The 22,621-nt window shown below is 41.8% G+C and carries 35 protein-coding genes; all 35 read left to right on the top strand.

The window, feature by feature from the left end:
• Positions 1 to 2 precede the first annotated feature (2 nt).
• The 35 genes from fusA (at position 3) to MB09_RS02560 (ending at position 22,563) form a co-directional block, all read left to right on the top strand.
• Positions 3 to 2,135, top strand: coding sequence for an elongation factor G (fusA, locus tag MB09_RS02395; protein WP_045079236.1), 2,133 nt, complete (start codon positions 3 to 5; stop codon positions 2,133 to 2,135).
• 11 nt (positions 2,136 to 2,146) lie between these two features.
• Positions 2,147 to 2,452: a 30S ribosomal protein S10 gene (gene rpsJ, locus MB09_RS02400; RefSeq protein WP_010181931.1), complete on the top strand. Its 306-nt coding sequence runs from the start codon at positions 2,147 to 2,149 to the stop codon at positions 2,450 to 2,452.
• A gap of 164 nt (positions 2,453 to 2,616) precedes the next feature.
• Positions 2,617 to 3,228, top strand: a complete 612-nt coding sequence (gene rplC, locus MB09_RS02405; protein WP_045079237.1) for a 50S ribosomal protein L3 — start codon at positions 2,617 to 2,619, stop codon at positions 3,226 to 3,228.
• Positions 3,228 to 3,857: a 50S ribosomal protein L4 gene (rplD, locus tag MB09_RS02410; protein WP_045079238.1), complete on the top strand. Its 630-nt coding sequence runs from the start codon at positions 3,228 to 3,230 to the stop codon at positions 3,855 to 3,857. The genes rplC and rplD overlap by 1 nt, the downstream gene beginning before the upstream one ends.
• Positions 3,858 to 3,864: 7 nt before the next feature.
• Complete coding sequence (gene rplW / locus MB09_RS02415; protein ID WP_045079239.1) at positions 3,865 to 4,155, top strand: 50S ribosomal protein L23; 291 nt, start codon at positions 3,865 to 3,867, stop codon at positions 4,153 to 4,155.
• Between the two features lie 26 nt (positions 4,156 to 4,181).
• On the top strand, positions 4,182 to 5,006 hold the full coding sequence (gene rplB / locus MB09_RS02420) for a 50S ribosomal protein L2 (protein WP_045079240.1): 825 nt from the start codon (positions 4,182 to 4,184) through the stop codon (positions 5,004 to 5,006).
• A 3-nt stretch (positions 5,007 to 5,009) separates the two neighbouring features.
• Positions 5,010 to 5,288 carry a 30S ribosomal protein S19 gene (rpsS, locus tag MB09_RS02425; RefSeq protein WP_045079241.1) on the top strand — a complete coding sequence of 93 codons (279 nt, stop codon included), beginning with the start codon at positions 5,010 to 5,012 and terminating at the stop codon, positions 5,286 to 5,288.
• Positions 5,289 to 5,294: 6 nt separating this feature from the next.
• On the top strand, positions 5,295 to 5,705 hold the full coding sequence (gene rplV, locus MB09_RS02430; protein WP_045079242.1) for a 50S ribosomal protein L22: 411 nt from the start codon (positions 5,295 to 5,297) through the stop codon (positions 5,703 to 5,705).
• Between the two features lie 4 nt (positions 5,706 to 5,709).
• The gene (gene rpsC, locus MB09_RS02435) at positions 5,710 to 6,438 is read left to right on the top strand and encodes a 30S ribosomal protein S3 (RefSeq protein ID WP_045079243.1); all 729 of its coding nucleotides are present in this window, start codon (positions 5,710 to 5,712) and stop codon (positions 6,436 to 6,438) included.
• Positions 6,439 to 6,456: 18 nt separating this feature from the next.
• Positions 6,457 to 6,876 carry a 50S ribosomal protein L16 gene (gene rplP / locus MB09_RS02440; protein ID WP_045079244.1) on the top strand — a complete coding sequence of 140 codons (420 nt, stop codon included), beginning with the start codon at positions 6,457 to 6,459 and terminating at the stop codon, positions 6,874 to 6,876.
• Positions 6,877 to 6,887: 11 nt separating this feature from the next.
• Positions 6,888 to 7,079 carry a 50S ribosomal protein L29 gene (gene rpmC / locus MB09_RS02445; RefSeq protein WP_045079245.1) on the top strand — a complete coding sequence of 64 codons (192 nt, stop codon included), beginning with the start codon at positions 6,888 to 6,890 and terminating at the stop codon, positions 7,077 to 7,079.
• 15 nt (positions 7,080 to 7,094) lie between these two features.
• Positions 7,095 to 7,358: a 30S ribosomal protein S17 gene (rpsQ, locus tag MB09_RS02450; RefSeq protein ID WP_045079246.1), complete on the top strand. Its 264-nt coding sequence runs from the start codon at positions 7,095 to 7,097 to the stop codon at positions 7,356 to 7,358.
• A gap of 2 nt (positions 7,359 to 7,360) precedes the next feature.
• The gene (gene rplN / locus MB09_RS02455) at positions 7,361 to 7,729 is read left to right on the top strand and encodes a 50S ribosomal protein L14 (protein WP_045079247.1); all 369 of its coding nucleotides are present in this window, start codon (positions 7,361 to 7,363) and stop codon (positions 7,727 to 7,729) included.
• Between the two features lie 13 nt (positions 7,730 to 7,742).
• The gene (gene rplX, locus MB09_RS02460) at positions 7,743 to 8,057 is read left to right on the top strand and encodes a 50S ribosomal protein L24 (protein ID WP_045079358.1); all 315 of its coding nucleotides are present in this window, start codon (positions 7,743 to 7,745) and stop codon (positions 8,055 to 8,057) included.
• Positions 8,058 to 8,059: 2 nt separating this feature from the next.
• Positions 8,060 to 8,611 carry a 50S ribosomal protein L5 gene (gene rplE, locus MB09_RS02465; RefSeq protein WP_045079248.1) on the top strand — a complete coding sequence of 184 codons (552 nt, stop codon included), beginning with the start codon at positions 8,060 to 8,062 and terminating at the stop codon, positions 8,609 to 8,611.
• A gap of 3 nt (positions 8,612 to 8,614) precedes the next feature.
• Positions 8,615 to 8,884: a 30S ribosomal protein S14 gene (gene rpsN / locus MB09_RS02470; RefSeq protein ID WP_045079249.1), complete on the top strand. Its 270-nt coding sequence runs from the start codon at positions 8,615 to 8,617 to the stop codon at positions 8,882 to 8,884.
• A gap of 95 nt (positions 8,885 to 8,979) precedes the next feature.
• A complete protein-coding gene (gene rpsH / locus MB09_RS02475; RefSeq protein WP_045079250.1) occupies positions 8,980 to 9,381 on the top strand; it encodes a 30S ribosomal protein S8 in 402 nt (133 codons plus the stop codon).
• Positions 9,382 to 9,396: 15 nt separating this feature from the next.
• Positions 9,397 to 9,942, top strand: a complete 546-nt coding sequence (gene rplF / locus MB09_RS02480; protein WP_045079251.1) for a 50S ribosomal protein L6 — start codon at positions 9,397 to 9,399, stop codon at positions 9,940 to 9,942.
• Positions 9,943 to 9,953: 11 nt separating this feature from the next.
• Complete coding sequence (gene rplR, locus MB09_RS02485; RefSeq protein WP_045079252.1) at positions 9,954 to 10,310, top strand: 50S ribosomal protein L18; 357 nt, start codon at positions 9,954 to 9,956, stop codon at positions 10,308 to 10,310.
• An 8-nt stretch (positions 10,311 to 10,318) separates the two neighbouring features.
• Positions 10,319 to 10,843 carry a 30S ribosomal protein S5 gene (gene rpsE, locus MB09_RS02490; protein WP_045079253.1) on the top strand — a complete coding sequence of 175 codons (525 nt, stop codon included), beginning with the start codon at positions 10,319 to 10,321 and terminating at the stop codon, positions 10,841 to 10,843.
• Between the two features lie 11 nt (positions 10,844 to 10,854).
• The gene (rpmD, locus tag MB09_RS02495; RefSeq protein ID WP_045079254.1) at positions 10,855 to 11,034 is read left to right on the top strand and encodes a 50S ribosomal protein L30; all 180 of its coding nucleotides are present in this window, start codon (positions 10,855 to 10,857) and stop codon (positions 11,032 to 11,034) included.
• A 14-nt stretch (positions 11,035 to 11,048) separates the two neighbouring features.
• Positions 11,049 to 11,501, top strand: a complete 453-nt coding sequence (gene rplO / locus MB09_RS02500; protein WP_045079255.1) for a 50S ribosomal protein L15 — start codon at positions 11,049 to 11,051, stop codon at positions 11,499 to 11,501.
• A 12-nt stretch (positions 11,502 to 11,513) separates the two neighbouring features.
• Positions 11,514 to 12,857, top strand: a complete 1,344-nt coding sequence (gene secY, locus MB09_RS02505) for a preprotein translocase subunit SecY (protein ID WP_045079256.1) — start codon at positions 11,514 to 11,516, stop codon at positions 12,855 to 12,857.
• Positions 12,858 to 12,859: 2 nt separating this feature from the next.
• Positions 12,860 to 13,075, top strand: coding sequence for a translation initiation factor IF-1 (gene infA / locus MB09_RS02510; RefSeq protein WP_026452613.1), 216 nt, complete (start codon positions 12,860 to 12,862; stop codon positions 13,073 to 13,075).
• Between the two features lie 47 nt (positions 13,076 to 13,122).
• Positions 13,123 to 13,239 (top strand): type B 50S ribosomal protein L36, encoded by a 117-nt coding sequence (gene ykgO, locus MB09_RS15675; RefSeq protein ID WP_009779203.1) that lies wholly within the window; start codon positions 13,123 to 13,125, stop codon positions 13,237 to 13,239.
• A gap of 3 nt (positions 13,240 to 13,242) precedes the next feature.
• Positions 13,243 to 13,617, top strand: a complete 375-nt coding sequence (rpsM, locus tag MB09_RS02515; protein WP_045079257.1) for a 30S ribosomal protein S13 — start codon at positions 13,243 to 13,245, stop codon at positions 13,615 to 13,617.
• 11 nt (positions 13,618 to 13,628) lie between these two features.
• On the top strand, positions 13,629 to 14,030 hold the full coding sequence (gene rpsK, locus MB09_RS02520) for a 30S ribosomal protein S11 (protein WP_045079258.1): 402 nt from the start codon (positions 13,629 to 13,631) through the stop codon (positions 14,028 to 14,030).
• A gap of 209 nt (positions 14,031 to 14,239) precedes the next feature.
• Positions 14,240 to 14,845: a 30S ribosomal protein S4 gene (gene rpsD, locus MB09_RS02525; RefSeq protein ID WP_045079259.1), complete on the top strand. Its 606-nt coding sequence runs from the start codon at positions 14,240 to 14,242 to the stop codon at positions 14,843 to 14,845.
• Between the two features lie 94 nt (positions 14,846 to 14,939).
• Complete coding sequence (locus tag MB09_RS02530) at positions 14,940 to 15,932, top strand: DNA-directed RNA polymerase subunit alpha (protein WP_045079359.1); 993 nt, start codon at positions 14,940 to 14,942, stop codon at positions 15,930 to 15,932.
• 146 nt (positions 15,933 to 16,078) lie between these two features.
• On the top strand, positions 16,079 to 16,579 hold the full coding sequence (gene rplQ / locus MB09_RS02535; RefSeq protein ID WP_045079260.1) for a 50S ribosomal protein L17: 501 nt from the start codon (positions 16,079 to 16,081) through the stop codon (positions 16,577 to 16,579).
• A gap of 166 nt (positions 16,580 to 16,745) precedes the next feature.
• Positions 16,746 to 17,867 carry a glutamine-hydrolyzing carbamoyl-phosphate synthase small subunit gene (carA, locus tag MB09_RS02540; protein ID WP_045079261.1) on the top strand — a complete coding sequence of 374 codons (1,122 nt, stop codon included), beginning with the start codon at positions 16,746 to 16,748 and terminating at the stop codon, positions 17,865 to 17,867.
• Positions 17,868 to 17,948: 81 nt separating this feature from the next.
• On the top strand, positions 17,949 to 19,235 hold the full coding sequence (eno, locus tag MB09_RS02545) for a phosphopyruvate hydratase (protein ID WP_045079262.1): 1,287 nt from the start codon (positions 17,949 to 17,951) through the stop codon (positions 19,233 to 19,235).
• A 181-nt stretch (positions 19,236 to 19,416) separates the two neighbouring features.
• Positions 19,417 to 20,703 carry a citrate synthase gene (locus tag MB09_RS02550; RefSeq protein WP_045079263.1) on the top strand — a complete coding sequence of 429 codons (1,287 nt, stop codon included), beginning with the start codon at positions 19,417 to 19,419 and terminating at the stop codon, positions 20,701 to 20,703.
• Positions 20,704 to 20,766: 63 nt separating this feature from the next.
• Positions 20,767 to 21,681 carry a dimethylarginine dimethylaminohydrolase family protein gene (locus tag MB09_RS02555; RefSeq protein ID WP_045079264.1) on the top strand — a complete coding sequence of 305 codons (915 nt, stop codon included), beginning with the start codon at positions 20,767 to 20,769 and terminating at the stop codon, positions 21,679 to 21,681.
• An 81-nt stretch (positions 21,682 to 21,762) separates the two neighbouring features.
• Positions 21,763 to 22,563 (top strand): transporter, encoded by an 801-nt coding sequence (locus MB09_RS02560; RefSeq protein WP_045079265.1) that lies wholly within the window; start codon positions 21,763 to 21,765, stop codon positions 22,561 to 22,563.
• Positions 22,564 to 22,621: the final 58 nt, after the last annotated feature.

Raw genomic sequence — 22,621 nt, forward strand, 5'->3', positions numbered from 1 at the left:
AAATGGCACAAAGAGATTTAAAATACACAAGAAATATCGGAATTGCCGCGCATATTGATGCCGGTAAGACCACAACTACAGAGCGTATCCTTTTTTACACGGGGGTAAGCCATAAACTTGGGGAGGTTCACGATGGGGCCGCTACCATGGACTGGATGGAGCAAGAGCAGGAGCGTGGTATTACCATTACTTCAGCAGCTACTACCTGTACTTGGAAGTTCCCAATGGAAAACGCAGAAGTGCTTCCTGAGACCAAGGAATACAACTTTAATATTATTGATACTCCCGGACACGTAGATTTTACCGTGGAGGTTAACCGTTCGCTAAGAGTTCTTGACGGATTGGTTTTCCTATTTAGTGCAGTTGATGGTGTTGAGCCACAATCTGAAACTAACTGGAGACTTGCTGACAACTATAAAGTGCCACGTATAGGTTTCGTGAACAAAATGGACCGTTCCGGCGCCAACTTTATGGCTGTGTGTCAACAAGTGAAAGATATGTTGGGTTCCAATGCGGTGCCTATCGTTTTGAACATCGGTGACGAAGCAGATTTTAAAGGAATCGTGGATTTGGTAAAGAATCGCGCGGTAATTTGGCACGATGAATCCTTCGGTTCTACATTTGATGTTGTTGAGATTCCTGAGGAATTAAAGGCAGAAGCAAAAGTATTGCGAGGTAAACTTATTGAAGAAGTTGCCGCTTACGATGAAAACTTGCTTGAAAAATACATGGAGGACGAAGAATCCATTACTGAAGATGAAATCCACGCTGCGCTTCGTGCTGCCGTAATGGATATGTCTATCATTCCAATGGTTTGTGGTTCTTCCTTTAAAAATAAAGGAGTACAGTTTCTTTTGGATGCTGTATGTCGTTACTTGCCAGCGCCTACCGATAAGGAAGGTATAATTGGTGTTAATCCAGAAACAGAAAAAGAAGAAATTCGCAAACCTGATGTTACTGCACCATTTTCGGCATTGGCATTTAAGATTGCTACTGACCCATTCGTTGGTCGTTTGGCTTTCTTCCGTGTTTATTCTGGTCGTCTGGATGCGGGTTCTTATATCTTGAACAATCGTTCAGGGAAGAAAGAGCGTATTTCACGTATCTACCAAATGCACTCCAACAAACAAAACGCGATCGATTTCATCGAGGCGGGTGATATTGGGGCAGCAGTAGGATTTAAGGATATCAAGACTGGTGATACCATGTCTGATGAGAAACACCCCATTGTTTTAGAGAGTATGAATTTCCCTGATCCCGTAATCGGTATCGCGGTTGAGCCTAAAACAAAGGTAGATGTTGATAAACTGGGTATGGCATTGTCAAAACTGGCCGAAGAAGATCCAACATTCCAAGTGCGTACAGACGAAGCTTCTGGACAAACAATCATTTCCGGAATGGGCGAGCTTCACTTAGATATTATCGTTGACCGTCTGCGTCGCGAATTTAAGGTAGAAGTAAACCAAGGTCAGCCGCAGGTTGAGTACAAAGAAGCTATCACAAAAGTTGCCGATCATAGAGAGGTTTATAAGAAACAATCCGGTGGGCGTGGTAAATTTGCTGATATTGTATTCACACTTGAGCCTGCTGAAGAAGGAAAAGTTGGTTTGGAATTCATAAATGCCGTAAAAGGTGGTAACGTTCCAAAAGAATTTATCCCAGCAGTTGAAAAAGGTTTCAAACAAGCCATGGTCAACGGTCCGCTTGCAGGATTTGAGGTGGATAGTATGAAGGTTACTTTAAAGGACGGATCTTTCCACCCTGTGGATTCTGATGCCTTGTCTTTTGAATTGGCTGCAAAAATTGGTTTCAAGGAGGTTGCCAAAAAGGCTGGTGCCGTTATTCTTGAGCCTATAATGAAGCTTGAGGTGCTTACACCTGAAGAAAACATGGGTGATATAGTTGGTGACCTTAACCGTCGTCGTGGTACTATAAGTAACATGAGCGATCGTGCGGGAGCCAAAGTCATCAAGGCTGAAGTGCCACTTTCTGAAATGTTCGGTTATGTAACCACATTAAGAACTTTGTCTTCAGGCCGTGCAACTTCAACTATGGAATTTTCACATTATGCTGAAACACCTTCTAACATTTCAGAAAGTGTAATAGCAGCAGCAAGAGGAACCGCTAACGTTTAATAATTTCAGCAATGAGTCAAAAAATAAGAATAAAACTAAAATCTTACGATCACAATTTGGTGGACAAATCTGCTGAAAAAATCGTTAAGACCGTAAAGAGTACCGGAGCTGTAGTTACAGGGCCAATTCCTTTACCAACACACAAAAAAATCTTTACAGTATTACGTTCTCCACACGTGAACAAGAAAAGTAGAGAGCAATTCCAATTAAGTTCATACAAAAGACTTTTGGATATCTACAGTTCTTCTTCAAAAACCATTGACGCTCTTATGAAATTGGAGCTTCCAAGTGGTGTTGAGGTAGAGATTAAAGTATAGTTTTTTGTAGGCACGCGATTAATCGCGCGCCTACAAAACATAAAAATGTCCTCAACGATGGTTGGGGAAAAACGGAAACAAAATAACATTCAGGGTTGAATTTATTTTGACCCTGTTTTTTTGAATAGAAATTTAAATAAGTAATAATTAATAAATAATTAAATATGTCTGGGTTAATTGGAAGAAAGATAGGGATGACCAGCATCTTTGACGAGAACGGAAAGAACATTCCGTGTACCGTTATTGAAGCAGGACCCTGTGTTGTTACCCAAGTCAGAACCAAAGAGGTTGACGGGTACGAAGCTCTTCAACTTGGTTTCGATGACAAGAAGACTGTAACTAAAGCTGCCGAAGGGCACGCCAAAAAAGCAGGAACCGTTGCAAAACGCAAAGTCGCCGAATTCAAGGGATTTGAAGAAAATTACAAATTGGGCGACACCATTACTGTGGAGCATTTTATCGAGGGTGAATTCGTGGATATCGCGGGTACATCAAAAGGTAAAGGGTTCCAAGGGGTTGTAAAGCGTCATGGTTTTGGCGGTGTTGGGCAGTCCACACACGGTCAGCACAACCGTTTGCGCGCGCCTGGTTCCATTGGGGCCGCATCATATCCTGCGAGAGTATTCAAGGGAATGCGCATGGCGGGCCAAATGGGCAACGAAAGAGTAAAAGTTGAAAATTTAAGAGTTTTGAAAGTAGTTCCAGAAAAGAATCTACTTGTGGTAAAGGGAGCAGTTCCCGGCCATAAAAACGCTTATGTAATGATCGAGAAATAATGAAGGTAGCTGTATTAGACATAAACGGAAAAGACACAGGCCGGAAAGTTGAACTTTCTGCAGATGTGTTCGGAATAGAGCCTAACAATCACGCGGTTTATCTTGATGTGAAACAATATCTTGCCAACCAACGTCAAGGTACTCACAAAGCAAAGGAACGTGCTGAGATTGCTGGTTCTACCAGAAAGATCAAGAAGCAAAAAGGAACTGGTACTGCCCGTGCGGGTAGCATCAAGTCTGGTGTATTTAAAGGTGGTGGTAGAATGTTCGGGCCTCGTCCGCGTAACTACTCCTTCAAATTGAACAAGAACCTGAAGCGTTTGGCACGTAAATCTGCCCTATCGATGAAGGCGAACGATAAAGCTATTGTTGTAATAGAAGACCTAAATTTTGACGCTCCAAAAACCAAGAATTTTACCGCGGTTTTGAACAGTTTAGGGCTTAATGACAAAAAATCTTTATTTGTGTTGGGAGACTTAAATAATAATGTATATTTGTCCTCTCGCAATTTGAAAGGTACTGAGGTTATAACTAACTCACAATTAAGTACTTACAAAATTATGAATGCAAATAGTTTAGTGCTATTTGAAGGTTCTTTGGAAGGAATTGAAACAAACTTAAGTAAATAGAAACAAGATGAACATCTTAATTAAACCTATAATTACGGAAAAAGCCACCAAAGATGCTGAAGACAAAAACGTTTTTGGCTTTGTAGTGAACCCAAAGGCGAATAAGGTAGAAATCAAGAAAGCGGTGGAAGCTGCTTACGGAGTTTCTGTTGAAAAAGTTCGCACAATGAATGTCCGCCCTGATAGGAAGACCCGTTATACAAAAACAGGTGTCCAAACTGGTAAAACGAACGCTTACAAAAAAGCAATCGTACAGGTGGCGGAAGGTGATACAATAGATTTTTACAGTAACATCTAAGGAAACTTAGATTTAAAAAGACACAAATGTCAGTAAGAAAATTAAAACCAATCACCCCAGGTCAGCGTTTTAGGGTTGTTAATGGTTTTGACGCCATTACAACCGATAAGCCGGAGAAGTCGTTACTTGCTCCGAACAAAAGATCTGGTGGTAGAAACAGTCAAGGAAAAATGACCATGCGCTACATAGGTGGTGGTCATAAGAAGAAATATCGAATTATCGATTTTAAACGCGACAAGGCGGGAATTCCTGCCACCGTTGCAAGTATTCAATACGATCCAAACCGTACTGCGTTTATCGCACTTTTGAACTATCAAGATGGTGAAAAGCGATATGTAATTGCACAGAACGGACTACAAGTTGGGCAGAACATCCTTTCCGGTGAAGCAGTTGCTCCAGAGATTGGAAACGCAATGCCGCTTTCAGCTATTCCATTAGGTACTATTATTTCCTGCATCGAGCTTCGTCCCGGTCAGGGAGCTATTATGGCGCGTAGCGCTGGTGCTTTCGCACAGCTTATGGCCCGTGATGGAAAATATGCTACCGTAAAACTTCCTTCAGGTGAAACCCGATTGATATTAGTAAACTGTATGGCTACCATTGGTGCCGTTTCTAACAGTGACCACCAATTATTGGTATCTGGTAAAGCCGGTAGAAGCAGATGGTTGGGTAGAAGACCACGTACAAGACCAGTAGTGATGAACCCTGTGGATCACCCAATGGGTGGTGGTGAGGGCCGCGCTTCCGGAGGTCATCCACGTTCTAGAAAAGGTATCCCTGCAAAAGGGTATAGAACCCGTACTAAAACGAAAGCAAGTAATAAATATATCTTAGAACGAAGAAAGAAATAAGTTATGGCAAGATCGTTAAAAAAAGGACCGTTCGTTCATTATAAACTAGACAAGAAAGTTCAACAAAACGTTGAGGACAATAAGAAGACCGTAATCAAAACTTGGTCACGTGCTTCTATGATTACTCCAGATTTTGTTGGCCAGACCATCGCTGTGCACAACGGGCGCCAATTTGTTCCTGTGTATGTAACAGAAAACATGGTTGGGCATAAACTAGGAGAATTTTCACCTACAAGATCATTCCGTGGTCATTCAGGTGCTAAAAACAAAGGTAAAAAATAATAGGCCATGGGAGTTCGTAAAAGAGAAAGAGCAGAAGCAATTAAGGAAGCAAAGAAGACACAATACTTTGCTAAATTGAACAATTGCCCCACTTCACCAAGAAAAATGCGCTTAATGGCAGACTTGGTTCGTGGTGAGAAAATAGACAAAGCACTTAATATTTTGAGGTTCAGTTCAAAGGAATCTTCACGCAAACTGGAGAAACTACTTTTGTCTGCCATCAACAACTGGCAACAAAAGAACGAGGACGCTTCAATAGAAGATGCAGATCTTTTTGTTAAGGAAATCCGTGTGGACGGTGGCACGATGTTGAAGAGACTTCGTCCAGCACCACAAGGCCGCGCACACAGAATTAGAAAACGCTCCAACCACGTAACACTGGTATTGGCAGCAAACGATAACACACAAAGCAAGTAATTAAATGGGACAGAAGACAAATCCAATCGGGAATCGCTTAGGTATCATTAGAGGTTGGGAATCCAACTGGTACGGAGGCAACGACTACGGCGATAAACTTGCCGAAGACGACAAGATCAGGAAATACATCCACGCTCGTTTAAGCAAAGCTAGTGTGAGTAGAGTAATTATTGAGCGTACGCTTAAGCTTGTAACCGTTACTATAACCACTGCCCGTCCCGGTATCATTATCGGTAAAGGTGGCCAGGAAGTAGACAAGCTAAAAGAAGAGCTTAAGAAAATTACAGATAAAGAGGTACAGATCAACATTCACGAGATCAAAAGACCGGAGCTTGATGCATATTTGGTAGCTGCGAGTATCGCACGCCAGATTGAAAGCCGTATTTCATACCGTCGTGCCATAAAAATGGCAATCGCGGCAACAATGCGGATGAACGCTGAAGGTATTAAGGTGCAAATCTCAGGACGTTTGAACGGCGCTGAAATGGCACGTTCAGAATCGTACAAAGAAGGTCGTATCCCATTATCAACTTTTAGAGCCGATATTGACTACGCTTTAGTTGAGGCACACACTACCTACGGTAGATTGGGTGTTAAAGTATGGATTATGAAAGGCGAAGTATATGGAAAGCGGGAACTTTCCCCATTAGTTGGTCTATCGACCGGCAAAAAGAGTGGTGGTAAAGGAGCTCCAGCAGGACGCGGTGGCAACAAAGCACGTCGCAGAAAGTAATTTTTTAAATAGAAGAAAATGTTACAACCTAAAAGAACAAAGTACCGTAAACAAATGAAAGGCCGTATGAAGGGCGATGCCGGTCGTGGCAACCAGCTAGCATACGGAACCTTCGGTATAAAATCGTTGGAATCAGAATTTCTTACAGCAAGACAAATAGAAGCTGCACGTATCGCCGCTACCCGTTTTATGAAAAGGGAAGGTTCTATCTGGATCATGATTTTTCCAGATAAGCCAATTACCAAAAAACCGCTTGAAGTACGTATGGGTAAAGGTAAAGGTGCTGTGGAATATTATGCAGCTGTGGTTAAACCGGGAAGAATGCTTTTCGAGGTATCCGGTGTTCCAGTTGAAACAGCAAAAGAAGCATTGCGCCTTGCAGCACAAAAGCTTCCGGTAAAAACTAAATTTGTAATGTCTCGGGATTTCCAAGCATAATTTTTTGAAAGATGAAACAATCAGAAATTAAGAAAGCATCAACGGCAGAACTTCAGGAAGCATACGCTGAATCTAGAAAGGCTTATACAGACCTTAAAATGGCTCACACCATTTCCCCGTTGGAAAATCCAATTCAACTAAGATCCCAGAGAAGGGTGATAGCAAGAATAGCGACGGAACTAACTAATAGAGAAGTGCAATAATTGTACAGCTGAAAGATGGAAGAAATTAAAAGAAACTTAAGAAAAGAACGTATAGGTGTAGTAACCAGCAACAAAATGGACAAATCCATTGTAGTTGCAGAGGTGAAAAAAGTAAAACACCCTATGTACGGAAAGTTCGTGTTGAAAACGAAGAAATACGTGGCCCACGACGAGACAAACAACTGCAACGAAGGTGATACAGTAAGGATTATGGAAACACGTCCTTTAAGCAAAACCAAATGTTGGAGATTAGTAGAAATAATTGAAAGAGCGAAGTAATTATGTTACAACAAGAATCAAGACTTAAAGTCGCAGATAATACCGGTGCCAAGGAAGTACTTTGCATCCGCGTATTGGGCGGAACAAAAAGAAGGTATGCTTCTATCGGTGATAAAATTGTAGTTTCCGTTAAGGAAGCAACTCCGAATGGAAACATTAAGAAAGGAGCAGTTTCTACAGCCGTAGTAGTACGTACTGTTAAGGAAATTAGAAGACCTGACGGTTCTTACATCCGTTTCGATGACAACGCTTGTGTGCTTTTAAACCCACAGGGTGAAATGAGAGGAACACGTGTTTTCGGTCCGGTAGCAAGAGAACTTCGCGACAAGCAATTTATGAAAATAGTATCATTGGCACCCGAGGTGCTTTAATATGAAAACTAAAATGACAAAGCTTAAAATAAAATCAGGCGATACAGTAGTAGTTACTGCCGGGGACCACAAGGGTTCTGAAGGTAAAGTAATGAAAATATTCCTTGACAAAAACAAAGCAATCGTAGAAGGAGTGAACATGGTTTCAAAACACGAGAAGCCAAGTGCAAAAAACCCGCAAGGTGGAATTGCAAAAAAAGAAGCTCCCATCCATATTTCAAACCTTTCCTTGGTAGATCCAAAATCTGGAAAAGCCACACGCGTAGGTTACAAAATGGAGAATGGTAAAAAAGTACGATTTTCAAAACAATCGAATCAAGCAATATAGTTATGGCATATTCACCAAGACTTAAAGAAGAGTACAAAAGCAGAGTGATCAATGCACTTACTGACGAATTTGGTTACAAAAACGTCATGCAGGTACCAAAATTGGAGCGTATTGTTGTTTCCCGCGGCGTGGGTGCAGCAGTAGCTGACAAGAAACTTATTGACTATTCGGTTGATGAGTTTACAAAGATAACCGGGCAAAAAGCAGTAGCTACTATGTCCAAAAAAGACGTTGCAAACTTCAAACTTCGTAAAGGTATGCCAATTGGTGTGAAAGTTACGTTGCGCGGAGAGCGTATGTACGAGTTTTTGGATAGATTGGTTACCTCGGCTTTGCCTAGGGTACGTGACTTTAACGGAATTAAGGCAACTGGTTTTGACGGAAGAGGAAACTACTCTTTGGGAATCACCGAGCAAATTATCTTCCCGGAAATCGATATCGATAAAGTGAAGAAAATTGAAGGGATGAACATTACGTTTATCACTTCCGCCACCACCGATAAAGAAGCGAAATCATTATTACAAGAATTGGGATTACCCTTTAAAAAGAACTAAGAGATGGCTAAAGAATCAATGAAGGCCCGCGAGGTTAAGAGACAAAAGATGGTAAAAAAGTATGCCGCCAAACGCAAAGCTTTGAAAGAGGCTGGTGATTGGGAAGGCCTTCAGAAACTACCAAAAAATGCCTCACCGGTTCGTTTGCACAACCGTTGCAAATTAACAGGAAGACCAAGAGGGTATATGAGAACTTTTGGAATTTCACGTGTATTGTTCCGTGAAATGGCAAATTCAGGGTTAATTCCAGGAGTGCGCAAAGCATCTTGGTAAGAACAGGTTTCTGTTCAAAAGAAAAGTATAAACTGGTTGAAGGTTCAGTCCCGATGGTTCGGGAGTCTGAAAACCACTTCCGCAAATTCAAATAAATGAATACAGATCCAATTTCAGATTATCTAACACGAGTTAGAAATGCTGCGAAAGCCGGACATCGCGTTGTAGAGATTCCTGCTTCAAATCTTAAAAAGGAGATTACAAAAATCCTTTTTGACCAAGGTTACATTTTAAGCTACAAATTTGATGACGAAAGTACCCCACAGGGTATCATCAAAATTGCGTTGAAATACGACAAGCTTACCAAAGAATCGGTAATCAAGAAAATTCAAAGAATAAGTAAACCCGGTTTACGTAAATACGCAGGTTCAACAGAACTTCCTCGCGTGCTTAACGGTCTTGGTATTGCCATTGTTTCAACTTCTTCAGGAGTTATGACAGGCAAACAAGCAAAAGCACAGAATGTAGGTGGTGAAGTATTGTGTTACGTTTACTAAAAAATAGACAAAGAAATGTCAAGAATAGGTAAAAACCCGGTAGAAATCCCACAAGGAGTTACAGTTGATGTAAAAGACAACGTAATTACCGTAAAAGGAAAATTAGGCGAGTTAACTCAGGAGTTTGATTCTGATCTAACCGTGAAAGTAGAAGACGGAAACGTATTGGTAGAGCGCCCTTCAGATTCTAAAGACCACACTGCAAAGCACGGTCTTTACAGATCATTGATCAATAACATGATTGAAGGTGTTAGCAAAGGATGGACCAAGGAACTGGAATTGGTAGGTGTAGGTTACCGCGCCAGCAACCAAGGGCAAAAATTGGATTTGGCCTTAGGATTTTCACATAATATCATTTTGGACATCGCGCCAGAGGTGAAAGTGGAAACTGTATCAGATAAAGGTAAAAACCCAATCGTAAAACTAACTTCTCACGACAAGCAATTGGTAGGACAGGTAGCTGCAAAGATCCGCGGCTTCCGTAAACCAGAGCCTTACAAAGGAAAAGGTATCAAGTTTGTAGGTGAACAATTAAGAAGAAAAGCAGGTAAATCTGCATAACAAATAGAGTTATGGCATTATCAAAGTACGAAAGAAGAGAGCGCTTGCGCATGCGAATCAGAAAAACGGTTGAGGGGACCGAAAGTCGCCCACGTTTGGCTGTTTTCCGCAGCAACAAAGAAATATACGCTCAAATTATTGACGATGTAAATGGAAAGACCATTACCGCTGCATCTTCAAGAGATAAAGACATTGACGCTTCAAACGTAAACAAAGTTGAAGCAGCAAAATTGGTAGGAAAAGCAATCGCAGAAAAAGCTGTTAAAGCAGGTGTTGAAACCATCGCTTTTGACAGAGGCGGTTACCTATACCACGGAAGAGTAAAATCATTAGCTGAAGGTGCACGCGAAGGTGGCCTTAAATTCTAAGTAGCATTATGTATCAAGATTATAAAAACGTAGAATTAGTAAAGCCAGGAGGTCTTGAATTGAAAGACCGTTTGGTAGGTGTACAACGTGTAACCAAGGTGACCAAAGGTGGTCGTGCCTTCGGATTTTCAGCTATTGTAGTTGTTGGTGACGAAAAAGGAGTGGTGGGCCACGGTCTTGGAAAATCCAAGGATGTAGCTAGCGCGATAGCAAAAGCTATTGAGGATGCCAAGAAAAACTTGGTTCGTATTCCACTTAACAAAGTGACACTTCCGCACGAACAAAAGGGAAAATACGGCGGAGCCCGCGTTAACCTTCTTCCAGCTGCGCCTGGTACCGGAGTAATTGCCGGTGGTGCCGTACGTGCCGTATTGGAAGCAGTAGGGGTTCACGATGTATTGTCAAAATCACAAGGATCTTCTAACCCACACAACGTGGTAAAGGCAACGTTTGACGCTCTTTTGCAAATGCGAAGTGCACAAACTGTAGCTGACCAAAGAGGAATTTCACTTGAAAAAGTATTCAAAGGATAAATATCAGAGCAATGGCAAAAATTAAAGTAACAAAGGTAAAGAGCGTTATAAAGCGCCCAAAAAACCAAAAGAGAATCATGGAATCGTTAGGGCTTCACAAGATGAACCAAACGGTTGAGCATGAAGATACGCCAAACATTCTTGGTATGATCAATAAAGTTAATCACTTGGTTTCTGTTGAAACCAAATAAGGAAACACGAAAAAATGGATTTAAGTAACTTACAACCCGCCGCAGGATCGGCGAAAAACAAAGGCAAGCGAGTAGGTCGCGGACAAGGTTCCGGAAAAGGTGGTACTGCCACCCGCGGACACAAAGGAGCAAAATCACGTTCAGGTTATTCCAAGAAAATTGGATTTGAAGGTGGACAGATGCCCCTACAACGTCGTGTTCCTAAGTTTGGTTTTACAAACATCAACCGTAAAGAATATAAGGGAATCAATATAGATACTCTTCAGCAGCTGGTTGAAGACAAGAAAATAAATGATGCCGTTGACTTTGAAACCTTAGTTGGTTTGGGTCTTGCCGGAAAGAACGAAATGGTTAAGATTTTAGGAAGAGGAGAGATAAAGGCAAAACTGAAAGTATCTGCGCACAAGTTTACTGCCTCGGCAAAAGAAGCTATCGAAGCGGCCGGAGGCGAAGTAGTAACATTGTAACAACAGCTAAGGATGAAATTTATCGACACCTTAAAAAATGTTTGGAAAATAGAAGAGTTGCGTAACCGCATCATTCTAACCCTGGGAATGCTATTAGTGTACCGTTTTGGGGCACAGGTAGTACTGCCGGGTATTGATGCAGATATGCTTGCGCAGTTTGCAGGTAAGTTTGATTCAGGCGGTATTGGCGGATTGCTGAACGCATTTACAGGAGGGGCTTTTGCCAACGCTTCTGTTTTTGCATTGGGAATTATGCCATACATTTCTGCTTCTATTGTTGTACAATTAATGCAGATTGCCGTGCCTTATCTTCAAAAATTACAGAAGGAAGGTGAAAGTGGCCGTAAAAAGATTAATCAGATTACACGGTGGTTAACTATCGGTATCTGTTTGGTGCAGGCTCCAAGTTATTTGGCAGGTCTTCCAGCAATGGGGGTTCCGGCTGAAGCTTTTGTAATGGGCCAGAGCGTAATGTTCTATGTTTCCTCGGTAATCATCTTGGTTACTGGAACAATCTTTGCAATGTGGCTTGGTGAAAAAATTACCGATAAAGGTATAGGTAACGGTATCTCTATATTAATTATGGTAGGTATTATTGCTAATCTTCCACAGGCATTCGCTCAGGAATTTGTTTCCAGAGTAATGGAGTCAAACGGAGGGTTGATTATGATCCTAATTGAATTGGTTATCTGGTTTGTTATCATCTTGCTATCTGTAATGTTAGTGATGGCAGTACGAAAGATTCCGGTACAATACGCCAGAAGAACTGCAACGGGCGGTTTCGAAAAGAACATTTTTGGAGCACGACAATTTATTCCATTGAAGTTGAACGCTTCTGGGGTAATGCCAATCATTTTTGCCCAGGCAATTATGTTTGTGCCCTCTGCGGTAGCTAGTCTTTCTGAAAGTGATTTTTCACAAAGCATCCAAGCAACGTTCAGTGATATCTTTGGATTTTGGTACAACTTGGTATTCGCAGTGTTGATTATTATATTCACATATTTCTATACTGCTATTACGGTTCCAACCAATAAAATGGCTGACGACCTTAAACGTAGTGGAGGTTTCATTCCTGGAATTAAACCAGGTTCACAAACCGCTGAATATTTAGATCGAATTATGTCTCAAATAACCTTACCAGGTTCTATCTTTTTAGCGCTGATTGCGATTTTCCCCGCCTTCGTAGTTAAGTTGATGGGCATACAGCAAGGTTGGGCATTATTCTACGGTGGTACATCACTCCTAATTATGGTAGGTGTAGCTATCGATACCATGCAACAAGTAAACTCGTACTTATTGAACCGCCATTACGATGGTTTGATGAAAAGCGGCAAAAATAGAAAAGCAGTAGCATAATTATGGCAAAACAAAGCGCAATAGAACAAGATGGAAGTATAGTGGAAGCACTATCAAACGCAATGTTCCGTGTGGAACTGGAAAACGGTCACATTGTAACCGCACATATTTCTGGTAAAATGCGAATGCACTATATAAAATTATTGCCAGGTGATAAAGTGAAACTGGAAATGAGCCCATACGATTTAACGAAAGCAAGAATAACATACAGATATTAATACAACGGACCTCACGGTTCATTGAACAATAAATAAACAAAGAAGAGATGAAAGTAAGAGCATCCGTAAAGAAGAGAAGTGCCGACTGCAAGATTGTTCGCAGAAAAGGCAGATTATATGTAATTAACAAAAAGAACCCAAAGTTCAAACAAAGACAAGGATAAGTTATGGCAAGAATCGCAGGTGTAGATATCCCGAAGCACAAAAGGGGTGTAATCGCGTTAACGTATATCTTCGGAATCGGTAAGAGCCGTGCCCAAGATATTCTGAACAAAGCCGGAGTTGACGAAGACAAAAAAGTAAGCGAATGGAACGATGATGAAATCGGGGCTATTCGTGACGCTGTGTCGTCTTTCAAAATCGAAGGTGAATTACGTAGTGAAGTTCAATTGAGCATTAAACGCTTAATGGATATTGGCTGTTACAGAGGTATTCGTCACAGATCGGGTCTTCCACTAAGAGGACAACGTACTAAGAATAACTCGCGTACAAGAAAAGGAAAACGTAAAACTGTTGCTAACAAGAAAAAGGCAACTAAATAAAACCTAGAGTTATGGCAAAGACAAGTCAAAAAACTACAAAAGCAGTTAAGAAACGTAAAGTTAATGTGGAATCGGTGGGCGAAGCGCACATCAATGCTTCCTTCAACAACATTATCGTTTCCTTGACAAATAAGAATGGAGATGTTATCTCTTGGTCCTCGGCCGGTAAAATGGGCTTCCGTGGGTCTAAGAAAAACACTCCTTATGCAGCTCAGTTGGCATCAGAAGATTGCGCAAAAGTTGCACACGACGCCGGTTTGCGTAAAGTGAAAGTTTATGTAAAAGGGCCAGGAAACGGTAGAGAATCTGCAATACGTTCCATCCACAACGCAGGAATTGAAGTAACTGAAATAATTGACGTTACTCCAATGCCGCACAACGGATGCCGTCCTCCAAAAAGAAGAAGAGTATAAATATTATTTATTGTTATTATTTATTTTTTATTATGCCTGCTTATCTGGCGAAATAATAGACAATAACAATAAAAAATAATAATAGATAATAATCAATAACAAGTATCAATCTGAAGGGACCAAAAGCTAAAGGATAATAAAGGCAGGATGTATTCTGCCTCCACAATAAAGACCTTAATTTAGTTTTCCTTCATAACCTTAAATTAGAAATGGCAAGATATACTGGTCCAAAAACTAAAATAGCCCGTAAGTTCGGGGAAGCAATCTTCGGCGACGATAAGTCTTTCGAAAAAAGAAACTACCCTCCTGGGCAACACGGTAACGCACGTCGCCGTGGGAAAAAATCTGAATACGCAATCCAACTTGCTGAAAAGCAAAAGGCAAAATACACCTATGGTATTTTGGAGCGTCAATTCAGAAATATGTTTAAAAAAGCAACTGCTGCTCCTGGCATTACAGGTCAAGTGTTGCTACAATTGGCAGAATCACGTTTAGACAATGTGGTTTACCGTATGGGGATTTCCCCAAGCCGTGCCGGTGCAAGACAATTGGTTACGCACCGCCATATCACCGTTAACGGTGAAAAAGTAAACATTCCATCATACCAATTAAAGCCGGGTGATGTAGTGGCCGTTAGAGAGAAATCAAAATCTCTTAGCGCAATCAACGATTCGTTGGCAAATGCAAATCATGTTTACGAATGGATTACTTGGAATAACGACAAGAAGGAAGGAACTTTCGTTTCCGTTCCTGAGCGTATCCAAATTCCAGAAAACATCAACGAGCAGTTTATCGTCGAATTATATTCTAAATAATAAAATAATCATATTGGTATTTGGCCAAAGGGTTTATAGTGTTCTTCAAACTTTTAAACCGCGCAACCAAATAACAATTAAAACGAAGAAAAAAATGGCAGTATTTAGTTTTCAGAAGCCTGATAAAGTTATAATGGTAAACTCTACCGATTTCGAAGGGAAATTTGAATTTCGTCCTTTGGAACCAGGGTACGGACTTACCGTTGGTAACGCATTAAGACGCGTTTTACTTTCCTCATTGGAAGGATTCGCCATCACTTCGGTTCGCATCGAAGGTGTGGATCACGAATTTTCAACCATCGCAGGAGTAGTGGAAGACGTTACCGAAATTATTTTGAACCTGAAACAAGTTCGTTTCAAAAGACAGATAGACGAGATAGACAACGAAACCGTTACCATCTCTGTTTCCGGAAGCGAGCAGTTAAAGGCAGGTGATTTCCAAAAGTTCATTTCAGGTTTCCAAGTATTGAACCCAGATTTGGTTCTTTGCAATATGGACAAGAAAGTAAACCTTAACTTCGAGATTACCATCGAGAAAGGTCGTGGTTATGTTCCAGCTGAAGAAAACAAAAAAGCGAATGCACCATTGGGCACCATCTTTACTGATTCTATCTACACTCCTATTAAAAATGTGAAGTACAGTATTGAAAACTTCCGTGTAGAGCAAAAGACCGATTATGAAAAATTGGTTTTCGAAATCATTACAGATGGATCAATTCACCCAAAAGATGCTTTGACTGAAGCTGCAAAAACCCTGATCCACCACTTTATGCTGTTCAGCGATGAGCGTATAACCTTGGAGGCAGATGAGATTGCACAAACTGAAACTTATGATGAAGAATCCCTTCACATGCGTCAGTTGCTTAAAACAAAATTGGTAGATATGGACCTTTCGGTTCGTGCGCTAAACTGTTTGAAAGCTGCAGAAGTTGATACCTTGGGCGACCTAGTATCTTACAACAAAAATGACTTGATGAAATTCAGAAACTTCGGTAAAAAATCGCTTACAGAGCTAGAAGAGCTTGTAAACGTGAAAGGCCTAAACTTCGGGATGGATCTTGCAAAATATAAATTAGATAAAGACTAGAACAGACTTGAGATTTTAGACGTGAGACCTAAGATTTATAGTCTCAAATCTCACGTCTCAAATCTCATATCTATAAAAATTTAACCCATCATAATTTGCTCCCCGTCCGGCGGGTCTTGTAGCAAGATGATGATAACAAAAACGTCATGAGACACGGAAAAAAAATAAATCACTTAGGTAGAAAAACCGCCCACAGACACTCTATGTTGGCCAATATGGCTTGCTCACTTGTGGAGCATAAACGCATCAACACTACTGTTGCAAAAGCAAAAGCGTTGAAGCAGTTCGTTGAACCATTGGTAACAAAGTCTAAAGAAGACACCACGCACAACCGTCGTTTGGTATTTGCAAAATTGCGTCAAAAAGATGCGGTTGCAGAACTTTTCAGAACTGTTGCGCCAAAAGTTGGTGACCGTCCGGGAGGATACACCCGAATCATTAAATTGGGTAACCGTCTAGGTGATAACGCTGATATGGCAATGATAGAGCTTGTTGATTTCAACGAACTTTACAATGCCGGCAAAGCTACCAAGAAGAAATCTACACGTAGAAGTCGTCGTGGAAGCGGATCTTCAGCCGCTGCTGCTCCTGCTGCGAAAGCCGCACCAGCAAAAGCCGAGAAAGAAGCTAAAAAGGAAGAGGAATAGAATGAATACCAATTCAATAAATAACAAAGGGATAAGCGTTTTCGTTTATCCCTTTTTTTTATACTATTTTTGCAAAGATTTTGCGAATTGGAAATTTAGAAGTTTGAAACACAACATTTAAAACAAAAGAAACCACAGATTCAATAGTATCCACAGAAACAATAGCATGAAATACCAAACACGAAAAAAAGCACTTATTTTATTGGCAGACGGAACCATTTTCTACGGAAAAGCAGTTGGTGGTAAAGAAGGCTCTGCCTTTGGCGAAGTTTGTTTCAACACCGGAATGACGGGTTACCAAGAAATTTTTACGGACCCTTCCTATTTCGGGCAAATTATGGTTGCCACAAACGCCCACATCGGGAACTACGGCACCAATAAAGACGAAGTAGAATCTGAAGGCATAAAAATAGCAGGTCTTGTGGTGCGCAATTTCAGCTACCATTATTCGCGCCCCGCGGCTGATGACTCCTTGGAAGAATTTTTAAATAGAAACAACCTGCTTGCCATAAGCGATGTGGACACCCGTGCCCTGGTAAGCTACATTCGCGACAATGGCGCGATGAACGCCGTTATTTCCACGGAAGTTGACAATATTGAAGGTTTGAAGAAACAGTTGGCGGCCGTACCCGATATGAACGGTTTGGAACTAGCTTCAAAAGTTTCCACCAAGGAACCCTATTTCTTCGGAAACGAGAACGCGAAATACAAAATCTCCGCTTTGGATTTGGGAATTAAAAAGAACATCCTGCGCAGGCTCGCCGAACGCGATTGCTATATAAAAGTCTTCCCGTACAATGCAACTTTTTCTGAAATGGAAGCCTTCAATCCCGATGGATATTTCATCTCAAACGGGCCCGGTGATCCAGAGCCGCTGCACAGTGCAATAGAAGTGGTAAAAACTATTTTGGACAAGGAACAGCCTATGTTCGGCATCTGTTTGGGCCACCAAATGCTGGCGCTGGCAAACGGGGTTTCAACCTATAAAATGCACAACGGCCACCGCGGAATCAATCATCCCGTGATGAATTTGATTACCGGCAAGGGCGAAATTACCTCGCAAAACCACGGTTTCGCCATCAATAGGGAAGAGGCCGAAGCCAATCCAAATATTGAAATAACCCACCTACACTTGAACGACCACACCGCGGCTGGAATTAAATTGAAAAACAAACCCGCTTTCTCAGTTCAATATCATCCTGAGGCAAGTCCTGGGCCGCACGATGCTTCTTATCTTTTTGATGAATTCATTGAAAGTATTGAAAAACATAAACTACAAACCGCTTAAAATTTTCCAGACCCCAAAGGGTTTTGAAACCTTTGGGGTCTTTACAATTAACTATTAACCAATAACTATTAACTTTTACCAATGAGCATCATCATCGACATCAACGCCAGACAAATTTTTGATTCCAGAGGAAACCCGACAATCGAAGTGGACGTAATCACCGAAAACGGTTTTATAGGCCGTGCCGCCGTTCCTTCGGGAGCTTCGACAGGTGAGCACGAAGCCGTGGAGCTTCGCGACGGAGGAAAGGCTTATATGGGCAAAGGTGTGTTGAAGGCCGTTGAAAACGTTCACGGCAAAATTGCCGGAACGCTTTTGGGCATTTCTGTTTTTGAACAGGAGTTGATCGATAAAACTATGATCGATTTGGACGGCACAAAGAATAAATCAAAACTCGGTGCCAATGCCATTCTTGGTGTTTCCTTGGCTGCTGCAAAGGCCGCCGCTGCCGAATTGGGAATGCCGTTGTACCGCTACGTGGGCGGGGTGAGTGCCAAAACGCTTCCCGTGCCTATGATGAACATTATAAACGGTGGTTCGCACAGCGATGCGCCCATCGCATTTCAAGAGTTTATGGTGATGCCCGTAAAGGCGAAAAACTTTACCCATGCCATGCAAATGGGTTCCGAAATTTTCCACAACCTTAAAAAGGTATTGCACGACCGCGGATTAAGTACGGCGGTTGGCGACGAAGGCGGATTTGCGCCCACTTTGGACGGAACGGAGGATGCTTTGGACACCATCGCAAAAGCTACCAAAAAAGCTGGTTACAAATTGGGCGACGATGTAATGATTGCCCTGGATTGCGCTGCCGCGGAATTTTATGTGAAGAAGAAATACGACTACACAAAATTTGAAGGCGAAAAGGGAAAAGTACGCACTTCAAAGGAACAGGCCGATTATTTGGCTGAATTGTGTGAAATATATCCCATCATTTCAATCGAGGACGGCATGGACGAAAACGATTGGGAAGGCTGGAAATATTTGACTGAAAAAATCGGCGATAAAGTGCAATTGGTGGGTGACGATCTTTTTGTAACAAACGTGGAAAGGCTTTCAAAAGGTATTTCAGAAAAAATAGCCAATTCCATTCTTATAAAAGTGAACCAAATAGGAACACTCACCGAAACCATCGCCGCCGTAAATATGGCGCATAATGCCGGTTATACTTCCGTAATGAGCCACCGAAGCGGCGAAACAGAGGACAACACCATTGCCGATTTGGCGGTCGCCCTAAACTGTGGCCAGATAAAGACAGGTTCCGCTTCGCGAAGTGATAGAATGGCAAAGTACAATCAATTGCTGCGAATTGAAGAGCAATTGGGCGAAGTTGCCTATTTTCCGCAACAAAATGCGTTCAAAATTTAAACGTAGTACAAGCTTTGAAAAACCTCGCAACTAGCGGGGTTTTTTTATTTTTGGGAAATAGGCCGTACTGCCGATGATTTAAGGATATTTTAACCTAAGATTAGTTGGAAATGTTAAAAAATTAAACATAGATTTTGTACTTTAGCGTTTCTGAATAAATTAAAAAAACACACGATATTTTATGGCAAAGATGGCGACCCTAGAGATAGATGGTAAAAAATACGAGTTTCCCATTGTAGAGGGAACTGAAAATGAATTAGGAATAGATATAAAGAGCCTTCGCGCAGATACCGACGGCGTGGTTACACTGGATCCCGGGTATAAGAATACCGGTTCCTGCGAAAGTGCCATTACCTTTCTGGATGGCGAAAAGGGAATTCTTCGTTATAGGGGATATTCCATTGAGGAGTTGGCGGAAAAGGCGCGCTTTCTAGAGGTTTGTTATCTATTGATTTTTGGTGAATTGCCCACCGAGGAACAGCTTGAGAAATTTCATAATGATATAAAATCACAATCGCACGTAGATGAGGATGTGAAGCGCATCCTGGACGGTTTTCCGAAATCTGCTCACCCAATGGGCGTACTTTCATCGTTAACCTCTGCTTTGGTTGCTTTCAATCCTTCCTCGGTAAATGTGGATAGTGAGGAGGATATGTATAAGGCCATCGTAAAGATTTTGGCGAAATTTCCCGTCCTTACAGCCTGGACATATAGAAAACGCTTGGGTCTTCCGCTTGATTATGGGGACGACAATTTAAGATATGTGGAAAATTTCGTAAAAATGATGTTCAAAAAACCAAGTGGTGAATACACATCAAATCCACTGGTTGTTGAGGCTTTGAACAAGCTTTTGATATTGCACGCAGATCACGAGCAAAACTGTTCCACTTCCACCGTACGTATTGTGGGCTCCTCGCACGCAGGTCTGTTTGTTTCTATTTCTGCCGGTATTGCTGCCCTTTGGGGGCCACTCCACGGCGGAGCAAACCAAGCGGTTATTGAAATGTTGGAGGCCATTAAGGCAGATGGTGGCGACACCAAAAAATTTATGGCAAAGGCAAAGGATAAAAATGATCCATTCCGTTTGATGGGCTTTGGTCATAGGGTGTACAAGAACTTTGACCCCCGTGCCAAGATCATTAAAAAAGCTGCCGATGATGTATTGGACAGTCTAGGGATAGAAGATGACGTGCTGAGCATTGCCAAGGCTTTGGAAAAAGAAGCCCTTGAAGACCCATACTTTGTTGAAAGAAAATTATATCCGAACGTAGATTTCTATTCGGGCATTATTTACCGTGCCTTGGGCATTCCGGTAGAAATGTTCACCCCTATGTTTGCGCTAGGGCGCTTGCCGGGCTGGATAGCGCAGTGGAGAGAAATGAGGTTACAAAAAGAGCCTATTGGTCGCCCAAGACAGATTTATGTGGGAGAGAACCTGCGCTCCTTTGTGCCGATCCAGAAACGATAAAGACTTATTTTTAATACTTTTAAAAGCACTTCCATTATGAGGTGCTTTTTCTATATTTGCTATATGATCAACCTACACATCAATGACGAAATATCAAGACTGCGCGCCGTAGTGCTGGGCCGCGCAGATAGCAATGGCCCCGTGCCAAAGCTGGAAGACGCCTATGATCCCAAATCTGCGGAGCATATAAAGGCCGGCACGTACCCCAAAGATGAAGACATGGTAAAGGAAATGGAGGCCGTGGCCGAAGTTTTCAAAAAGTACGATGTAAAGGTGTATCGCCCCCATTCCATTAAGGACTATAACCAGATATTTTCGCGCGACATTGCCTTTGTGATTGAAGATAAATTCATTATCGCAAACATTCTGGAGGACCGTTCCATGGAAATTGAGGCCATTGAGCACGTAATCAATCAGATTGATCCTTCAAAGATTATTGAATTTCCCGAAAATGCCCATATAGAGGGCGGCGATGTTATGCCCTGGGGCGACTATATTTTTGTAGGCGCCTATTATGGCGAAGATTACCCGAATTACATTACTGCCCGCACAAATCTGAACGCCGTAAAACACCTGCAGAAACTGTTTCCGCATAAAAAGGTGAAATCCTTTAACCTAAGAAAGAGCAACACCGTGGCCGATGAAAACGCACTGCACCTGGATTGCTGTTTTCAGCCCTTGGGACGCGGGAAGGCGATTATCCATAAGGAAGGTTTTTTGATTGAGGAGGAATATAATTGGCTTGTTGATTTCTTCGGAAAGGAAAATTGCTTCCACATTACCAAGCGCGAGATGTATGAGATGAACAGCAACATCTTTAGTATCTCGCCCGATGTGGTCATTTCAGAAAAAAACTTTACCCGATTGAATACGTGGCTGCGCGAACAAGGCTTTACGGTAGAAGAAGTGCCGTACGCCGAAATCTCCAAACAGGAGGGGCTACTGCGCTGTACTACCATGCCGTTGGTACGGGATTAATACGCTTTTTTATTTTTATCGAAAGACCAAAAGGCCTTTATTTACGTATATATAGGGAATCACATCTATAAAAATCTTCCTATGAAAACGCTGGCCGTACTTATTGTTTCGTTATTTATATTCCAACACAGCTTCTCGCAGGGTAAAATAGATGGTTTTTATAAAGGCAAGAGCAAGGGTTCCGTGGTTTTAGGCCTTGGTTTTGAAGATTCAAAAAATTACTTTGCGGGCACCGAAAAAATAGGGTTGAGCCGAGATCTTTATTATATAAATCTTTGCGGCGCCTACGGAATTACTGACCATCTTGATGTGAACGTTTCGCTGCCTTATTTAAGCAGTGATGATGAAAGTGATTTTCAGGATATTTCCATCATGGTGAAATATCGCTTTTTTCAAACTACTTCAGAAACTGGAAATTTGGAATTTAGTTTGGGAGCGGGATTGTCAACGCCTGTTTCAGATTATAATGTGGGCGGCTTGAACGATATAGGCCAGCAGGCCACGGTGATTGAAACCCGCGCGATGGCACATTACAAATGGCATTCCGGCTGGTTGGCTACACTGCAGAGTGGTTTTTCGTTTAAATTTGAGGAAACCCCAAACAGTATTCCGGTTACCTTAAAGGCCGGCAAAGCTGCGGCTAAATGGTATTACGATGTATTTTACGATTACCAACATGCTTTTGGTGGAATTGATTACCGGGGCACTCCGCCACCGCAAAATTTTAGTGAGCTGGGGGTTGATTACCATAAAGTGGGCGGAACCGTATATCGTTCCTTCTCAGAAAGTTTCGGCGCTGCGCTTAATCTCTCCTACCTTTTGGGCGGAAGGAATACCTTTCAGGGGCCAGTCTACGGGGTGTCAATAGTGTATAATTTGTGAGCCATTGTAACTAATTGTAATTCGCATTAAATAACGCTTTGTGGGCTTATTTAACAAA

Origin of the sequence: Aequorivita vladivostokensis (assembly GCF_000952855.1) — a bacterium.
Lineage (GTDB): Bacteria > Bacteroidota > Bacteroidia > Flavobacteriales > Flavobacteriaceae > Aequorivita > Aequorivita vladivostokensis.

Coding starts and splice junctions, on each gene's coding strand:
- rplB (WP_045079240.1), top strand. CDS start 4,182: ATGTCAGTAAGAAAATTAAAACCAATCACCCCAGGTCAGCGTTTTAGG.
- rplF (WP_045079251.1), top strand. CDS start 9,397: ATGTCAAGAATAGGTAAAAACCCGGTAGAAATCCCACAAGGAGTTACA.
- rplC (WP_045079237.1), top strand. CDS start 2,617: ATGTCTGGGTTAATTGGAAGAAAGATAGGGATGACCAGCATCTTTGAC.
- MB09_RS02560 (WP_045079265.1), top strand. CDS start 21,763: ATGAAAACGCTGGCCGTACTTATTGTTTCGTTATTTATATTCCAACAC.
- rplQ (WP_045079260.1), top strand. CDS start 16,079: ATGAGACACGGAAAAAAAATAAATCACTTAGGTAGAAAAACCGCCCAC.
- rpmC (WP_045079245.1), top strand. CDS start 6,888: ATGAAACAATCAGAAATTAAGAAAGCATCAACGGCAGAACTTCAGGAA.
- rpsE (WP_045079253.1), top strand. CDS start 10,319: ATGTATCAAGATTATAAAAACGTAGAATTAGTAAAGCCAGGAGGTCTT.
- infA (WP_026452613.1), top strand. CDS start 12,860: ATGGCAAAACAAAGCGCAATAGAACAAGATGGAAGTATAGTGGAAGCA.
- MB09_RS02550 (WP_045079263.1), top strand. CDS start 19,417: ATGGCAAAGATGGCGACCCTAGAGATAGATGGTAAAAAATACGAGTTT.
- rplD (WP_045079238.1), top strand. CDS start 3,228: ATGAAGGTAGCTGTATTAGACATAAACGGAAAAGACACAGGCCGGAAA.
- rpsS (WP_045079241.1), top strand. CDS start 5,010: ATGGCAAGATCGTTAAAAAAAGGACCGTTCGTTCATTATAAACTAGAC.
- rplX (WP_045079358.1), top strand. CDS start 7,743: ATGACAAAGCTTAAAATAAAATCAGGCGATACAGTAGTAGTTACTGCC.
- rpsJ (WP_010181931.1), top strand. CDS start 2,147: ATGAGTCAAAAAATAAGAATAAAACTAAAATCTTACGATCACAATTTG.
- MB09_RS02530 (WP_045079359.1), top strand. CDS start 14,940: ATGGCAGTATTTAGTTTTCAGAAGCCTGATAAAGTTATAATGGTAAAC.
- rplW (WP_045079239.1), top strand. CDS start 3,865: ATGAACATCTTAATTAAACCTATAATTACGGAAAAAGCCACCAAAGAT.
- carA (WP_045079261.1), top strand. CDS start 16,746: ATGAAATACCAAACACGAAAAAAAGCACTTATTTTATTGGCAGACGGA.
- rplR (WP_045079252.1), top strand. CDS start 9,954: ATGGCATTATCAAAGTACGAAAGAAGAGAGCGCTTGCGCATGCGAATC.
- rplO (WP_045079255.1), top strand. CDS start 11,049: ATGGATTTAAGTAACTTACAACCCGCCGCAGGATCGGCGAAAAACAAA.
- rpmD (WP_045079254.1), top strand. CDS start 10,855: ATGGCAAAAATTAAAGTAACAAAGGTAAAGAGCGTTATAAAGCGCCCA.
- rpsQ (WP_045079246.1), top strand. CDS start 7,095: ATGGAAGAAATTAAAAGAAACTTAAGAAAAGAACGTATAGGTGTAGTA.
- secY (WP_045079256.1), top strand. CDS start 11,514: ATGAAATTTATCGACACCTTAAAAAATGTTTGGAAAATAGAAGAGTTG.
- rpsN (WP_045079249.1), top strand. CDS start 8,615: ATGGCTAAAGAATCAATGAAGGCCCGCGAGGTTAAGAGACAAAAGATG.
- MB09_RS02555 (WP_045079264.1), top strand. CDS start 20,767: ATGATCAACCTACACATCAATGACGAAATATCAAGACTGCGCGCCGTA.
- rplP (WP_045079244.1), top strand. CDS start 6,457: ATGTTACAACCTAAAAGAACAAAGTACCGTAAACAAATGAAAGGCCGT.
- rpsD (WP_045079259.1), top strand. CDS start 14,240: ATGGCAAGATATACTGGTCCAAAAACTAAAATAGCCCGTAAGTTCGGG.
- rpsH (WP_045079250.1), top strand. CDS start 8,980: ATGAATACAGATCCAATTTCAGATTATCTAACACGAGTTAGAAATGCT.
- rpsM (WP_045079257.1), top strand. CDS start 13,243: ATGGCAAGAATCGCAGGTGTAGATATCCCGAAGCACAAAAGGGGTGTA.
- ykgO (WP_009779203.1), top strand. CDS start 13,123: ATGAAAGTAAGAGCATCCGTAAAGAAGAGAAGTGCCGACTGCAAGATT.
- eno (WP_045079262.1), top strand. CDS start 17,949: ATGAGCATCATCATCGACATCAACGCCAGACAAATTTTTGATTCCAGA.
- rplV (WP_045079242.1), top strand. CDS start 5,295: ATGGGAGTTCGTAAAAGAGAAAGAGCAGAAGCAATTAAGGAAGCAAAG.
- rpsC (WP_045079243.1), top strand. CDS start 5,710: ATGGGACAGAAGACAAATCCAATCGGGAATCGCTTAGGTATCATTAGA.
- rplE (WP_045079248.1), top strand. CDS start 8,060: ATGGCATATTCACCAAGACTTAAAGAAGAGTACAAAAGCAGAGTGATC.
- rplN (WP_045079247.1), top strand. CDS start 7,361: ATGTTACAACAAGAATCAAGACTTAAAGTCGCAGATAATACCGGTGCC.
- fusA (WP_045079236.1), top strand. CDS start 3: ATGGCACAAAGAGATTTAAAATACACAAGAAATATCGGAATTGCCGCG.
- rpsK (WP_045079258.1), top strand. CDS start 13,629: ATGGCAAAGACAAGTCAAAAAACTACAAAAGCAGTTAAGAAACGTAAA.